The 15,165-nt window shown below is 56.7% G+C and carries 17 protein-coding genes; 13 read left to right on the forward strand and 4 right to left on the reverse strand.

Annotated features, from left to right (window positions below):
- The 7 genes from CVU69_11885 to CVU69_11915 all read left to right on the forward strand — a co-directional run bounded on the left by CVU69_11885 (window position 1) and on the right by CVU69_11915 (window position 6,405).
- Entirely contained in the window at window positions 1–270 is a 270-nt protein-coding gene (locus CVU69_11885) for a hypothetical protein (protein PKN11573.1), read from the forward strand.
- Window positions 271–443: 173 nt separating this feature from the next.
- A complete protein-coding gene (locus CVU69_11890; protein ID PKN11574.1) occupies window positions 444–1,034 on the forward strand; it encodes a hypothetical protein in 591 nt (196 codons plus the stop codon).
- Between the two features lie 67 nt (window positions 1,035–1,101).
- The gene (locus tag CVU69_11895; GenBank protein PKN11575.1) at window positions 1,102–2,157 is read left to right on the forward strand and encodes a hypothetical protein; all 1,056 of its coding nucleotides are present in this window, start codon (window positions 1,102–1,104) and stop codon (window positions 2,155–2,157) included.
- Window positions 2,117–2,866, forward strand: a complete 750-nt coding sequence (locus tag CVU69_11900; protein PKN11576.1) for a L,D-transpeptidase — start codon at window positions 2,117–2,119, stop codon at window positions 2,864–2,866. Before CVU69_11895 ends, CVU69_11900 begins: the two co-directional genes overlap by 41 nt.
- Entirely contained in the window at window positions 2,866–3,552 is a 687-nt protein-coding gene (locus CVU69_11905) for a hypothetical protein (GenBank protein PKN11577.1), read from the forward strand. The genes CVU69_11900 and CVU69_11905 overlap by 1 nt, the downstream gene beginning before the upstream one ends.
- A 37-nt stretch (window positions 3,553–3,589) precedes the next feature.
- The gene (locus CVU69_11910) at window positions 3,590–5,038 is read left to right on the forward strand and encodes a hypothetical protein (protein ID PKN11578.1); all 1,449 of its coding nucleotides are present in this window, start codon (window positions 3,590–3,592) and stop codon (window positions 5,036–5,038) included.
- Window positions 5,035–6,405: a DNA-binding response regulator gene (locus tag CVU69_11915; GenBank protein ID PKN11579.1), complete on the forward strand. Its 1,371-nt coding sequence runs from the start codon at window positions 5,035–5,037 to the stop codon at window positions 6,403–6,405. The genes CVU69_11910 and CVU69_11915 overlap by 4 nt, the downstream gene beginning before the upstream one ends.
- Window positions 6,406–6,422: 17 nt before the next feature.
- On the opposite strand, the gene CVU69_11920 is transcribed toward CVU69_11915, so the two are convergent.
- Window positions 6,423–7,166, reverse strand: coding sequence for a 5,10-methylenetetrahydrofolate reductase (locus tag CVU69_11920; GenBank protein PKN11580.1), 744 nt, complete (start codon window positions 7,164–7,166; stop codon window positions 6,423–6,425).
- Between the two features lie 213 nt (window positions 7,167–7,379).
- Between CVU69_11920 and CVU69_11925 the strand changes: the two genes are divergently transcribed.
- From CVU69_11925 to CVU69_11940, 4 genes are all read left to right on the forward strand, one after another.
- Entirely contained in the window at window positions 7,380–8,705 is a 1,326-nt protein-coding gene (locus CVU69_11925) for an insulinase family protein (GenBank protein ID PKN11581.1), read from the forward strand.
- 8 nt (window positions 8,706–8,713) lie between these two features.
- Window positions 8,714–9,601 (forward strand): hypothetical protein, encoded by an 888-nt coding sequence (locus CVU69_11930; GenBank protein PKN11582.1) that lies wholly within the window; start codon window positions 8,714–8,716, stop codon window positions 9,599–9,601.
- A gap of 81 nt (window positions 9,602–9,682) precedes the next feature.
- Window positions 9,683–10,750, forward strand: coding sequence for a branched chain amino acid aminotransferase (locus CVU69_11935; GenBank protein ID PKN11583.1), 1,068 nt, complete (start codon window positions 9,683–9,685; stop codon window positions 10,748–10,750).
- 106 nt (window positions 10,751–10,856) lie between these two features.
- Window positions 10,857–12,236, forward strand: a complete 1,380-nt coding sequence (locus CVU69_11940; protein PKN11584.1) for an asparagine--tRNA ligase — start codon at window positions 10,857–10,859, stop codon at window positions 12,234–12,236.
- Window positions 12,237–12,305: 69 nt separating this feature from the next.
- Here the strand turns inward: CVU69_11940 and CVU69_11945 are convergent, their stop codons facing one another.
- Window positions 12,306–12,569: a hypothetical protein gene (locus tag CVU69_11945; protein ID PKN11585.1), complete on the reverse strand. Its 264-nt coding sequence runs from the start codon at window positions 12,567–12,569 to the stop codon at window positions 12,306–12,308.
- A gap of 331 nt (window positions 12,570–12,900) precedes the next feature.
- Between CVU69_11945 and msrA the strand changes: the two genes are divergently transcribed.
- Window positions 12,901–13,401: a peptide-methionine (S)-S-oxide reductase gene (gene msrA / locus CVU69_11950; protein PKN11586.1), complete on the forward strand. Its 501-nt coding sequence runs from the start codon at window positions 12,901–12,903 to the stop codon at window positions 13,399–13,401.
- Between the two features lie 62 nt (window positions 13,402–13,463).
- On the opposite strand, the gene CVU69_11955 is transcribed toward msrA, so the two are convergent.
- Both CVU69_11955 and CVU69_11960 read right to left on the reverse strand, forming a co-directional pair.
- Window positions 13,464–13,742, reverse strand: coding sequence for a hypothetical protein (locus tag CVU69_11955; protein ID PKN11587.1), 279 nt, complete (start codon window positions 13,740–13,742; stop codon window positions 13,464–13,466).
- Between the two features lie 15 nt (window positions 13,743–13,757).
- Window positions 13,758–14,258 (reverse strand): maleylpyruvate isomerase, encoded by a 501-nt coding sequence (locus tag CVU69_11960; protein ID PKN11588.1) that lies wholly within the window; start codon window positions 14,256–14,258, stop codon window positions 13,758–13,760.
- A 190-nt stretch (window positions 14,259–14,448) separates the two neighbouring features.
- Between CVU69_11960 and CVU69_11965 the strand changes: the two genes are divergently transcribed.
- Window positions 14,449–14,895: an SRPBCC domain-containing protein gene (locus tag CVU69_11965; protein PKN11589.1), complete on the forward strand. Its 447-nt coding sequence runs from the start codon at window positions 14,449–14,451 to the stop codon at window positions 14,893–14,895.
- Window positions 14,896–15,165: the final 270 nt, after the last annotated feature.

Here is a 15,165-nt window from a genome sequence, read left to right on the forward strand (position 1 = left end):
ATGGCGATCAGTGGCAACCCGAAAAAAATGGCGCAGGACCTCGCCGAGGGCTACTTTCTCATCAGTCCGCCCCTGCTCAAACAGTACAGCGCCGCTGATTTCAAGCTCATCCTCAGCAATACGGCGATCGTTGCCCGCGAGTTGCGACAGGAAGCGATTCCTCTCGACGATATTTTAGCGCTGAAATTCCGCAATATGAAGCTCTCCCGCCTGAACCAGGCCGAGATGGTCATACGTGCTTTTTGTACGAAGCGGCGTATTCTTATTTAAGGGCAGCCCGACAAAGAAATATCCCCATATAAGGAGAAAGTTTCCTGATATCGGGAGAAGCAAAATAAATAAAGCGCCGAATAATGCGGCTTCAGTCTTGGCACAGATACTGCTACATCCCCTGAATGAATCCCATAAGGGAAAAACTCAAACGTTTCAGGAGGAAACACAACATGAAAAATCTTCTCGTTCTTATCGCTGGTCTCGCCCTCGTTAGCTCCCTCGCCGGTTGCGCCAAGCCGCCCCAGGAAGAAATGAACAGCACTAAAGCCGCCATCGAAGCTGCTGCTGCTGAAGGTTCTGCCAAGTATGTTGCCGAAGACAACAAAAAGGTGAACGACGAGTACGCTGCCGCCATGGAAGAGATCAAAGTCCAGGAAGCCAAATGGTTCAAAAACTACGACAAAGCCAAGCAGCTTCTTGCTCAGGCTAAAGCTGATGCCGATGCCCTCACCGCCAAGACCGCTACAGTCAAGGAAGAGTTGAAGCAGCAGGCTGTTGCCTCCCTTGCCGAAGCGACCACCGCCGTCACCGACGCTAAAGCCAAACTCGAAACCGCCCCTAAAGGCAAAGGTTCCGCTGCTGACATCGAAGCGATGAAAGCTGACGCGGCCGGCATGGAAGCTGAACTTGTCACGATCGAGCCCCTGATCGAGCAGGGCGAGTTCGTTGCTGCTTCTGAAAAAGCTGCTTCGATCCGCGATCGTGCCAACGCTATCTCGACCCAGATCGACGAAGCTGCTGCAAAAAAAGCTGGCAAGTAAACCTTAAAGAAGGACGTCATCCTTGAAATGCAGTCGTCTTAAAACAGGGCTTCTGCTGATAGTATTGATGGTGATGACGGGATGTAGTGAACCGCCGGCCCCCACGGAGATCCAGCTTGCGTTAACGCAAGAAACGGAACTCTGGCGGGCCGGTGCTTCTATTTACACCCCGGAGAGTTATCAGCAATATCTGTCGGCTCTGAACTCCGCCCGTGATCTCTATACGCGTGAGCGCTCGCGCATGGTCTGGTTTCGCGACTATCAGCCGATTGCCCGATCCTTTGCCCAGGTCCACGCCATGGGAGAGAAGATGCAGGGGGAAGTGCAGACCGTCGCACTGCAACAGTCGGCAGAGATTTCCAAGACCGCTGAAGCTTTGGAAAAACGGATTACTCTTTTAAAAGAGCTCGCGGCAGAATTGAAGGATCGCCGCCTGGCGATGCGCAAGCTGACACAGGCCGATATCCGGATTGAGGACGCCAAACGACTGGCAAAGGAACGCCGCAGCAAAGAAGCCAACGAAAAACTTGAAGCGGCCCGCATCGATATCGATGCCGTGATCAAGACGCTTCGCCCCCTGCTGGCGCGCTACGCTGACCGGCAGCAAATCGCCCGCTGGAAAACACAGGTCGATGAAGCTCTGGCTGCATCGCGCCGCGAAGGCAAAGACGTCATCATTGTCCGCAAAGTCGATCGCCAGTTGACTCTCTATCGCAAAGGGGGCCGGGTTCGGGATTTCAATGCCGGCTTCGGTTTTAATTTCCTTGCGGATAAACTCTATTCAGGAGATAAAGCAACACCGGAAGGGGAGTACAAAATTGTAAAAAAACTTCCCTACAGCCGCTATTACAAGGCCCTGCTCATCGACTATCCCAACCAGGAAGATCAAAAGCGCTTTGCTCTGGCCAAGAAGAAGAAGTTGATTCCTGCGAATGTCGGAATCGGCAATTTGATCGAAATCCATGGTGGTGGTGACGACTCCATGACCAACGGCTGCATTTCACTTCAAGACCCTCACATCCGCGACCTCTTTGATCAGGTCGAAGTCGGTACCCCGGTGGTGATTGTCGGAACAATCGATTATGACAATATCATTGCATCAGCACTCCGCGGCCTCAACTAAAGGCCCAAACCGCTTCCGCCGCGAAGCGAGCGGGACAAAACCGCCCCGGCGCCCCCGCAAGCTCCTTTTACTGGTGGGCCTCCTCCTGGTTCTTTTCGCCGCACTCCTCTTTTTCGGCTTGGTCCTTTATGGCAGTCACCTGGCAGAACAGCAGCCGGCGGCAAAAGCCTCGGCCCTGGCTGGAAAGCCGGCGCCGACCGATCCTGACAAACTCCAAAAAGCCAACGCAACTTTGACGAAAAGGCTGGCGGCCCTTGCGGCCAAACCGGATGAACCGTATATTGTTGTCGATTCCGCCCTCAACCGGGTTTACTGGTGGCAAAACGGGGTGGTTTTACGGGAAATGATCGCCTCCTGCGGCACCGGCAATATCCTGGAAGATCCGGCGTCGGGGCGTAAATGGGTCTTTGAAACTCCTCGCGACGAACGTAAAGTCTGGATGAAAAAGGCCGCGCCGGTTTGGATGAAGCCTGACTGGGCCTTTATCGAAGAAGGGGAGGAGATCCCTAAAGACGGTTCAGGACGAGCTGAGCCCGGCGTCATGGGTGATTATGCCGTTGCCATCGGTGATGGCTACTATCTGCATGGCACCCTTTACAAACGCTTGCTCGGCCGCAACGTCTCACACGGCTGTGTTCGCCTTGGTGACGACGATATAGAATTTATTTACAAAACAGCAAAAATCGGGACGCGGGTTATACTTTTCTGATGCGACATTTATTACTGTTACTCTTGCTGGTTGGCAACAGCCTTGGCGGTACTTTTCCGGCGTATGCCCTTGCAGACAGCTTAACCATTAAAAACACCCTGCTGCAGGCGGAATATGATCTGGCCCGCAAAAAGCAGGTTTATCTTTTTCTTAATCTGGAGAAGAGTCAATTTGATGTCCGGGCCAGCGGCATGACCGTCTCGACCATTGCCATTAAAGAAATCCGGCCCTGGGGACCCCTTCCAGAACCCGGCCTGCATTTGATCGTTGATAAAGATCGAGTCCCGGAACGAGAAAAGATCCAGATTCCCCCACCGGAAGGGGAAGAGGCGGCAGTCAAGCCGGCGCCTCCTGCCGATCCGAACGCGCCTCCGGTCGTTAAAAAGTTTGACATACAAGCAACAGAAGTCACAGACATGCCGACCAACTACTCCCTGATACTGGAAGGGGGCGGCGTTCTGGTGATCAAATCCCTTCCGGCAGGAGACGACGGCAAGAGGACGATGGCACAACGCTTCGAAAAGCCTTTGTGGAAAGCTTCCCGTGCCCTCCATTCTGTTTTGCAGCATTATAAGCAAGAACCTTTCACCGAACTCCTGCTGATTCTGAGCCCCGAAGACGCCCAGCGTCTCTATTGGGCGCTACCGGTCGGGTCAGCGCTCTTGATTCCGGCAGCGCAACCCTGATTGCTCTGCATGGCCTCTCTTTTCAGGCAGGGCCACTATGCGTTTCCGCTTCCCCTTCTTACAACCGTCGTTAAGGACCAGACTTGTCTGGCTCATGCTCTTGATGAGTATGAGCCTGGTAATGATTCTGGTCTTTTTCTATTACCAGACTGAGAAGGTCCTCTTTAATGAATTCCAGCGCAAGACTTCGGAACTGACGCGCGCCGTGCAAGTCGGGCTGGCTGGCGCGACCGCGGCCCGGCTCAATGATACCAAGAGCCTTGAGCGCTACCTCGGGACCCTTAACAACAAAGGGGTCAAGGAGATTTCCGTTATCAGTGTCGCTGATCGCATTGTCGCCTCGACGAGTAGCGACAATGTCGGAAAATGGATCTCGCAACAACGCAAAGAATTAATCTTCAAGGCGGAGCTCGGGCAACCGGTGACCGACGACGGGCCTGACTATAATGTCGTCATTCCCGTCAGCTCGAAAGAAGGTCCGGTCGGCTACATCCATCTCACCCTCAATGCCGAAGACTTTTCCGGGTTTATCCGCCTCAGTCTCTTTCGCCGCATCATCTCCGCCGTCGTCATCCTCTCGCTGGGGACCTTAATGGCTCTGGTCCTGGCCGGACACTACACGCGGCCCCTCGAACAGGTGGTACGCGCAGCGGAGAAGGTCGCTGAAGGGGATCTCGACCATGGCGAAAAGCTCCCGGTCGGGCGTCAGGACGAAATCGGCAAACTGGCGCGCAGCTTCAGCGACATGATTGAAAAGTTGCGTGAAGACCGGGACCTGAGCGATCGGTTGCGGCGCGCCGAGCATTTGGCCGGCATTGGCCAGGTGGCGCGGAGTGTCGCCCACGAAATCAAGAATCCCCTGAACTTCATCAGTCTCTCCATCGATCACATGCTTGACACCTATCGCCCGGCCGACAGCGCGAAGGGGGAGCGTTTTGAATATCTGGTGCGCAATATGAAGGGAGAGATCCAGCGAATCAGCCGCTTTGCCGAATCTTTCCTCGAATATGGCCGCCCCATTGAACTACGATTAAGCCGCACCGACCTCGTGGCGATGCTCGACAGCATTCTCGAACTGGTGCAGCCGCGGGCGGTACAGGAAGAGATTATCATTATTCGCGAATATGCAGGCCTCCCCGAGCTTGCAGTCGACCCCGAACTGCTGCGTACCTGTTTTTTCAATCTGGTCCTGAATGCCTTTGACGCCATGCCGCATGGCGGTGAACTGCGGATACACGGGGCGCTGCAACAAGGAGAAATCGCCCTCACCGTCTCGGATACCGGCAGCGGCATCGACCCTCTGCAGCTGGAAAAGATCTTTGAGCCGTACTTTACGACCAAACCCAAAGGGGTCGGCCTCGGCCTCGCCCTGACTCGCAAGATCATCGAAGAGCATGGCGGCAGAATCCGCTGCGAAACCCGGGCGGAAGTCGGCTGCCGCTTTATCGTTACCCTTCCCCTCTCCACCCCTGAGAAGAACGTATGAGTATCAAGATATTGGTTGTGGATGATGAACCGTTGCAGCGGGAGATCTTAAAAACCATCCTTAGCGGCGAAGGATATGAAACCGAGACGGCGGAATCGGCGGAAGTCGCTTTGGCGATGCTGAAAAAACTCGATCCGGAGGTCATCCTCACCGATCTGCAGATGACAGGGATGGGCGGTCTCGAATTCCTTCAATCTCTGCCGGAAAAATCGGTGCCGCCGGCGGTCATCGTCATTACCGCTCACGGCACCATCTCTTCGGCGGTGGAAGCGGTCCGCCTCGGCGCCGCTGATTATCTGACCAAACCGGTCGACAAGGAAAAAATCCTCTTTGCGGTGCAGAAGGCCTCGGAACGGAGCAGAATCCTCAAAGAAAATCTGCGCTTGCGGACTGAACTCTTCAGTCGTTTCAAGATTGACGGCATCGTCGGCGTCTCACCCCGCATCCGGCAAATCGTCGATGTTCTGCGTCGCGTTGCCGACTCCTCCTCGACGATCATGATCCGTGGTGAAAGCGGCACCGGCAAAGAGTTGATCGCCCGCGCCGTCCATTACAACAGCCCCCGCTGCGCCCGCCCCTTTACGGCGCTAAATTGTGCGGCGATCCCGGAAAATCTCTTTGAAAGCGAACTCTTTGGCTATGAAGCCGGCGCCTTTACCGGCGCCACCGGCCGTCGCGAGGGTTTGATCGAAGCCACACAAGGGGGGACGCTCTTTCTTGATGAAGTCGGCGACATGCCGCTGACCATGCAGTCAAAACTGCTGCGCGTCCTGCAGGATCGTGAGATTCGCCGCATCGGCGGCAAGGAGACGATCCACGTTGATCTGCGCATTTTGTCGGCGACCAACAAGAATCTCGAAGAAGAGGTGGAGAAGGGGACTTTTCGCGAAGACCTATACTACCGCCTCAATGTCGTCTTCATTGAAATGCCGCCCTTGCGCGAACGCTGCGAAGACATCCCTGATCTCGTCGCCACCTTTGTGCGCAAATACAACCAGGAATTTGGACGTCGGGTCAACGATGTCAGCCGCGAAGCGCTCAAGGCCCTGGTCGAATATCGCTGGCCGGGGAATGTCCGGCAACTCGAAGCGGTCATTGAACGCTCCGTCCTCCTCAGTGACGGCGGCACCTTGACTCTCGATGACATCGGCGGTCTGCTGGTCGGCCGCAAGACCATCAACCCCCTCGGCGTCGATCTCCCGGAAGAGGGTCTTGATTTTGAAGCATTGGAAAAAGATTTATTGCAAAAGGCGCTGCAGCGGACGGGCGGCGTCGCCAGTAAAGCGGCCAAGCTCTTGAAGATGAGCTACAAAACCTTCCTTTACCGGATCGAAAAGTTTGGCCTCAAGGCAGAGAAGGACGAGTAAACGGCGCTCATTGCCGATCAGCGCAGAAGATCGCCGAGATAGGCCTGCAGATTGGCGCGGATCGGCATAAAATAGAGATTGGCGCCGGTGCGGGCGGAGAAATCCAGGGATTTTCGGGCAAAATCGCGATTCCAGGTCAGCTCGTGACGAAAATCAGGGGGAAAGAAGGCCTGATTACGGTTCTCCCAGTAGTCACGACTCTTCTCACTCAGGACCGGGCAGACCCCCCAGTAAAGGTCAAGACCGGCGAGGAGGTCGTAGTAGATCTCCATATAACGCAGATCGAAAAAAGGCTGGGTAAAGAAGCCGTCGGCGCCGGCCTCACACTTTAAGCGGACATAATCGAGCTCCTCGCGGATGGCCGAACGATAGGGATCAATGCCGGCATAGACCTTAAGGGCGGGAAGGGCTTTCTTTAAAGCCCGAATCAGTTCGCAAGACGTGGTACGGTAGGAGCGCCGCGACATATCGAGGGGCTTATCACCGCTGATGACTAGGACCTCGCTGATCTTGTGTTGGCGGAGGGTTTCGGCAATTGCCAGCGGCTTTTCAAGATCAAAATCGATGGCGCGCAGATGCGGGATCGTCGCCGGAAACCAGCGTTGCGCCAGAGCACAGCCTTCCCAGCTGCGCAACGGAAATTGCAGGAGATCAGGGATGTTGATGGTCTGCACGGCCGGGCAGAGCTCGTGAATAATTTCAAGCTCCCGCTCCAGCGCAAGGGAATCGCGGGGGACGAGTTCAACACAAAGTCGGGGCATGGAACCTCACAATCAAAGAGGCCGCGCAGGAGAAGCAGGCGGCGCGAAGATTTTGACATTTTAGTCAAAATCGCTAGAATGTCAAAATAGAAAGTCCTGGCGTTCTTGCTGTGCCTTGGTCACCACGCTGCAACCAATAGCTACGGAGATGACGGGAAAAACCCCTCATCTCCTTTTTTATCCGGCCCCGGCCTGGATCCTGGTCCTTATTCAATGACTGAATTTCATCTTGAACGTTTCCCCAATGGTTTACGACTGTTAACGATCGAAATGCCGCACCTGCACAGCGCCGAGATGCTCTGTTATGTCGGCGTCGGCAGTCGTTACGAAAGCGAAGACGAAGGGGGAATCTCGCATTTTCTCGAACATATGCTCTTTCGCGGCACCGAAGATTATCCGAAAAGCTTCTGCCTCGAAGCTGCCTTCGAATCGATCGGCGGCGCAGTCAATGCCAGTACCGATGCCGAAGCCACTTGCTATCACACCCGTTTTCATCCGGATCGCCTTGACCTCTGCGCACAACTCTTCGCTTCCTTGCTGCGCCGGCCACTGTTGCAGGGGATCGAAGTGGAGCGGCGCATTATCATGGAAGAAGCTCTGGAGGACTATAACGAACAGGGGGTCGAGATCAATGCCGACAACCTCACCTCCCGCCTCCTGTGGCCCGAACATCCACTGAGCCAGCCGACGATCGGCACCCGCGACTCGCTGGCAGCGATGGGCATTGCCGCTCTGCAGCGTCATCACCAGACCTTCTACACGCCGCACAACACGGTGATTGCCGTGGCCGGAGCTATTACCCACACGAACGCACAGCAAGCAATCAGCGCCGCCTTTGCAAACTGGGAAGGCAAGCCGGCGCCGCTCCCCCTCCCCTGGTCGGAAGCGGCGGAAGAGAAAGCCGGACCGGAAAGTGTCTGGGTGCACGATTCCGATTCACAGGTCGGCGTCCAGCTCGCCTTTCGTTTGCCGGGACGCAGCGATGCACGACAGATGGAGCTGCGCGTTCTGCGCCGCCTTCTCACCTGCGGCGGCACCTCGCGTCTCCTGCTGCGCCTGCGCGAAGAGCTGGGCCTGACCTACAGTGTTGATGCCGCTCTCTCCCTCTTTGCCGAGAGCGGCTGTCTCTCTATCGACCTCGCCGTCGCGGCGGAAAATCTGGTGGCAGCGATCCGGGAAGTCCTCAATGTTCTGACCGAAATTCGCGCCATCCCCGTCAGTGCGGAAGAACTGGAGCGCCTCAAAGCCACCTATCTTTACGATCTTGACTTCTCGCAGGATCATACCGACGAAATGGCGACCCGCTATGGTTGGGGGGAGTTATGCGGCACCCTGCGGACGACAGAGGACGATCGTCAAGCGGTCATCGCCATCACTGCCGACTCTTTGCAAAGGACGGCACGGGAACTACTCACTCCGAAGTGCTTGAAGCTGGCCGTCGTCGGCCCCTTCCGCCGCCGCGATCAGAACGAGATTGCCACCCTCCTCAACGACTACGGCACGAGGAACGAAACGACCGCCGCTAAAAAGAAATCTTGAGAGGCAGGATGCTTAACGCTCTTCGATACCAAAGCGAATATCTTTTCTTTCTCCTCCTCTCCGCCTTCATTCGTGTTCTGCCGCTGCCGCTGGCGTTGTTGCTCGGGAGATCCCTCGGCACCTTGATCTATTTTGCCCAGCCGCGCCGCCGCCGCAAGGCACGGCTCAATCTGCGCCTCGCCTTTCCGGAGAAGAGTGCGGAAGAGTGCCGGAAGCTGTTGCGGGAAAATTTTCGTCAGTTGGGTCTCACCGGGATCGAGATGCTGCGCCTCGACCTTTACCGCCATCCGCAAACGGTCAAGGAATCCTTTGTGGTCAACGGTATCGAAGAAGTGCAGCGAGCGCTTGCAGAGGGGAAAGGCTGCTTTCTCCTCACCGGCCATATCGGTTTCTGGGAAGCGGGTTGCATTTTGATGCCGCTGCATGGGATCCCCACCGATTTAATCTACAAGCAGATGAAGAATCCCTATGTCGAGAAGCGCATTCTGGCGCTGCGCGGGGCCACTGGCACCCGCGCCATCGAAAAGAAACGCGCGGCCCGCAAAATCCTCCGCTCCCTGGGCGACAACCGCGCCGTTGCCGTCCTCATTGACCAGCGGGTCTCGCGCCACGAAGGAGTGGTTGTCAATTTCTTTAATCGACCGGTCAATGCAACCCCGATCATCGCCTTGATGGCGATCAAGCAGGGGACGCCGATTGTTCCGGCCTTCAGTCGCCGCCTCCCGGACCACCGATACGAGATCACTTTTACACCGATGATCACCTTCCCACAGGAAGAGAATCCGGCGCCGGAGACGGTGATTGCCGCGACGCAGCTCCTCACCGATCAGATCGAGGCGGCGGTACGAAGGAGTCCGGAGCAGTGGTTCTGGGTCCATGACCGCTGGCGGCTGTAGGGCTCTTCTTTCCTCCTTGCCAGTGGCCAGCGCCTGTGCTACATAAAAAACTCAAGTCTAATCCATTGCATGGAGGCGTTCATGAATATCCATATTGTCCCCCTGTCCTCGCCAAAAACCAAATACAGCGACGAAACAAAGCTCGGTTTTGGCAAGCTCTTTACCGACCGGATGTTCGTCATGGAGTACAGCGCCGGACAGGGCTGGCACTCGGCCCGCATCCAGCCCTACGGCCCCTTTGCCCTCGATCCCGCTTGCGCCGTCCTGCATTATGCCCAGGAGATCTTCGAAGGGTTGAAAGCCTTTCGCCGCCCGGATGGTCAGATCTCCCTCTTTCGTCCCCGGGATAATGTCCGACGCTTCAATCGCAGCGCCGAGCGGATGAGCATGCCGGCCGTCGATGAAGTCTTCTTTCTTCGTGCGATCAAGGAGCTGGTCAAACTTGAAGAAGGCTGGATTCCACAAAGTGAAGGGACGAGTCTCTACATCCGTCCGACGATGATTGCCACCGATCCCTACCTCGGCGTCCGCCCTTCCGAGACCTATCTCTGTTACGTCATCCTCTCCCCGGTCGGCGCCTACTATTCCGGCGGCCTCGCCCCGGTCAAGATCTGGATCTCCGACGAATACGTCCGCGTCGCGCCGGGCGGGACCGGCGAAGCCAAGACCGGCGGCAACTACGCCAGCAGTCTCAAGGCGTCGCAGGAAGCCGCCCTGAAGGGTTTCGATCAGGTCCTCTGGCTCGACGGCGTTGAGCGCAAATATGTCGAAGAGGTCGGCAGCTCCAATATCTGCTTCCTTTATGACGGCAAGGTCGTCACCTCCCCGTTAAAAGGGACGATCCTCGACGGCATCACCCGCCGTTCGGTCCTTGCCCTGGTCAAGGATTTCGGACTGACTGTCGAAGAGCGCGCCCTCTCCATCGACGAGATTCTCGACGGCGTCAGCAGCGGCCGCCTCACCGAAGCCTTCGGAACCGGCACCGCCGCCGTCGTCTCCCCGGTCGGCCAGTTCACCTACCGCGATCGCACCGTCACCTTCGGCGACGGCAAGAGCATCGGCGCTTTGACCATGAAACTTTATCAAACCCTCACCGGCATCCAGAATGGCAAGGTGGCGGATCAGCACGGCTGGAACGAGATCTTCTGATTTATGGTCTGCGTAACGACTCATAAACGGGGCGACTCAGTATTGAGCCGCCCCGTTTTCTTACCAGTTGATGGAGCTGAATTGCCGGGAGATTATTATGACAAGAATGAACCGAATCCGTATCAAAGAACTCCTGGCCGGGACGTCGAGTCAACCCGCCGTTACTGTCTGCGGCTGGGTACGGACCATTCGTCGCGGCAAAGAGGTCGCCTTTATCGAGCTCAACGACGGCTCGTGTCTGACCTCGTTACAGATCGTCGCCGCTCCTGATCTGGCCGGCCTCAATGCGGCCGGCCTCGGCACCGGCGCCTGTCTGTCGGTGCAGGGGGAACTCCTCCCCTCCCCGGCCAGCGGCCAGGCGTGGGAACTGCGCGCCACGGTTATCACCCTCCTCGGTCCGGCTGACGAGTCCTTCCCGTTGCAGAAGAAGCGGCACTCCCTCGAATATCTCCGCTCCATCGCCCATCTCCGCCCCCGCGCCAACACTTTCAGTGCCGTCTTCCGCCTGCGCAGCGCCCTCTCCTTTGCGATCCACCGCTTCTTCCGCGAGCGGGGCTTCACCTATGTCCATACGCCGATCATCACTGCCAGCGACTGTGAAGGAGCAGGGGAGCTCTTTCGCGTCACCACCCTCGACCCGCAAGCGCCGCCGCTGCGCGACGGGCAGGTCGACTGGAAAGCCGACTTCTTTGCCGAAAAGACCGGCCTCACCGTCTCCGGCCAGCTCGAAGGGGAGCTCTGCGCCCTCGCTCTCGGCGACATCTACACCTTCGGGCCGACCTTCCGCGCCGAGGATTCCCACACCAGTCGCCATGCCGCCGAGTTCTGGATGATCGAACCGGAGATTGCCTTTGCCGACCTGATGGATGATTGCGCCCTCGCCGAAGACTTCCTCCGTTACCTCGTCACCTTTGCCCTCAACGAATGCGGCGAAGATCTGAGCTTCTTCAATGACCGCATCGAACCGGGGCTCATCGTCCGCCTCGAAGCGTTGTCCACCGCTTCCTTTGCGACCATGACCTACACTGAGGCGGTGGCGAGACTCCAGCGGAGCGGCAAATCCTTCGAATACCCGGTCGCCTGGGGCTGTGATCTGCAGAGCGAGCACGAACGCTTCCTCACTGAAGAGATCATCGGCGGACCGCTCTTTGTCACCGATTATCCGGCCGAACTCAAAGCTTTCTACATGCGTCTGAGTGACGATCAGCGCACCGTCGCGGCGATGGATCTCTTGGTACCGCGCGTCGGAGAGATTATCGGCGGCAGTCAACGGGAAGAGCGGGAGGAGGTACTGCGGGCGCAGATGACGAAAAAGGGGATATCACCGGAAGCGCTGTGGTGGTATCTCGACACCCGTCGCTGGGGGAGCTGTCCGCACGCCGGCTTCGGCCTCGGCTTCGAGCGGCTGATCATGTACTTGTCAGGGATGGAGAATATCCGTGACGTCATCCCCTTTCCACGCACGCCGGGGAGTGCCAAATTCTAAAGTAAAGAGGCCCGTGAATGCAGATTCACGGGCCTCTTTTTAATCGGAAGCTAACGGGTACCTTCACCGTCACTTCTTCCTGGCGGACGCATGGGGTGCCTTCTTCTGCTTCTTTTTAGCAAAGGTCTTCTGCATGTTGACCTCTTCAGGAGAGAAATAGATCAGGCTATCGCGATTGAGGAGGAGATAAATCCTCCCCTCTTCCTGCCAGACCTTTTGTGCTTCGATCTTCCCGCCATCCGCCAGATAGACCGACCGCGCCAATGCCCCTGTCGCCAGAGTCGCATTCAACAACAACGCCAGTAGTAAAAGACGCCAGATTGTCCCCATCATCTTCTTTCTCCTTTCGTGCTAACAAAGGGCGCTGTCATCAGCGTTCTTCGATACTAACAGCTTTAAAGATTCTTTCTACCTCAATTTTCCTTCTTTGTCGCACCTCAGAAAAGGCGACCGATTGGCCGCCTTTTTTTGCTCTTATCAGTACAATTCCGTCCCCTCCCTGATGGCCAGGTAAGCTTCATAGAGGAAGACCCGATCCCGCTTTTTGCCGCTGACATAGATTTTTCTAGATGACTAATCGACGAATGAATGCTCCCGGTATGTGCCCCCGGCGTGGTTTACGTTATAATAAATTTCAGGATAGACAGGGAAAGGAGAGACCATCATGACGACGAAGGCCAACACGATTGCGGCGACGCAGGTTGCCACCCTGGCGGGCGGCTGCTTCTGGGGGATGGAGGATCTGCTGCGCCAGCAGCCGGGGGTGATCGCCACCGAAGTCGGCTACACCGGCGGCAGCGTGGCGAACGCCACCTACCGTAACCATGAGGGGCATGCCGAGGCGGTGCGGATCGAATTCGATCCGAGCCAGACCAGCTTCGCGACGCTGCTGCGCTTCTTCTTCCGCATCCACGACCCGACGACCCGCAATCGCCAGGGGAACGATATCGGCTCCAGCTACCGCAGCGCCATCTTCTATCACGACGCCGAGCAGCAGCGGATTGCCGAGCAGATCAAGGCCGAGGTCAACGCCAGCGGCCAGTGGCAGCGGCCGATTGTGACCGAAATCGTGCCGGCCGGCCCCTGGTGGCGGGCCGAGGAGGATCATCAGGATTACCTGGTCAAGAATCCAGGCGGGTATACCTGTCACTGGGTGCGGGAGTAAGGGGGGGTGAGTCATCGCAGTGGGGAATAGCAAACCCGGAAAGAAGAAAGGCGGCCGATTGGCTACCTTAACGTACGAAATATGGGCAGTGTCCCTAATTCCCTCCCGATCGCCTTGAAGCGGGCCACCCACTCCCCCACAGTTACCGTTGGTTTCATCGTTTCTTCTCCTTTGCATGTATGAGTTTTGTATATCATGGCCATGGCGAGGACAACGCTAAAGTGTGAAGTGGTAGACGGGTCAAGAAGTTTTTTAGATGTGACAAAAAACAAAAGACGGCCGATTGACCGCCTTCTTCGTTTTTGTATCAAGTTTGTTTCAAATGCCCAAATGTCAAGCATGACCCCTCAGGGCTCCTAGCCGCTGGCGGCAAGTTCCCCCAGAATCTCATGCAGATGATCGATGTGGGACTGGATGTGGAACTCCCCAAAAATCCTGATCATATCGGTCAGGGAGGGGTATTCGCCGAATGGGGTCTCTTTCAGTTCCGGGATATGAGCGGTGCGCGCCAGCTCTGTATCGGTCAACCCGGCGACTAAGCCGGCCATCTCTTCATAGTTCGCCTCACACGCTGCCAGCAGTTCGCTGTAATCCATGGCCGCCCGCTTTTCGCTATAGAACGGGTTGCCGGCATTCAGTTCGAGCAGCGGGGTCTCTTTAGCGATAAAGAGCCTGAGGAACGCCGTATGCCCTTTCCCCTCGGGACCGCTCAGATGGGAAACGATCATCCGTGGTGACCAACGGTCGCCCGGGGCTCGCGCGGCCAGCTCCTCGTCCACCGTCCGAAAGGCTTCCAGCAGCGATGCTGCCCTTTGGCGGATCATCGCCGCCAGTTCCATACCCTGTGAATTTGTCATGGTGACACCTCCTATAGTAGAGTCATGACTACAGAATCATTGTACGCCATTCCGCTCTTCGCGGCTAGAGAGGCATCATTTCCGGGGAGGGAGAAGACCGTCTGCGCATTGCGCAGACCCAGCGCGCCGTCCCTGATTTTGCGCCCCGTGATACACTCTCTGCAGAGGAGACCACAGAAGGAGGGAAGCGATGAAGCGCTACACGATTCGCCATGAAGTTGGGATCAAGGCTGCTCCGTCAGCCGTATACCAGGCGTTGACGGAGAGAGAGAAACTCGCAGGGTGGTGGACGGCCGATACCCGTGGCCGGGGGACGGCGGTCGGGGACGTTCTGGAGTTCTGGTTCGGAGAGTATTGCAAGAAGTTTGCAGTCATTGAGCTGCAAAGAGAGAGGCTCGTGCGGTGGCAGGCCCGGGATGGAGACCATGAATGGGACGGCACCGAGATCACCTTTGTCTTAAGGGCAGACGATCAACAGTGCCGGGTCGACTTCAGCCATTCGGGGTGGCGCCGGGAGGATGGCTGGCTGCCGCACACTTCGACCAAATGGGCGGTCTTCCTGTTGAGTCTCAAGGATCTGCTCGAAAAGGGGAAAGGGCAGCCGGCACCCGACGACGTGCAAGTCAACCACGACTGATTCCGGTTTTGAGGGTCTCTTCCGGAGTGATGAAAGCCCGCTTCCATCGGGTTTTCATCAATAACTAACATAAATTACCAACGTCCCCTCAGCATCCCGAGTTTAAGCAGAAACAGCAAAGGCGGCCATGTGGCCGCCTTTGGGTTGAAATACGGGGGGTGTCCCTAATTATTCCGGGCCTGTAAAGGATTTTGTGTAAATGGGTTTGTCGGTTAATAAGTCGGCATCCTGTCGCCGAAGATGATCGTAAACTGATTGAGTGCCGATTTC

This window comes from Deltaproteobacteria bacterium HGW-Deltaproteobacteria-4, assembly GCA_002841765.1.
GTDB lineage: Bacteria > Desulfobacterota > Desulfuromonadia > Desulfuromonadales > UBA2197 > UBA2197.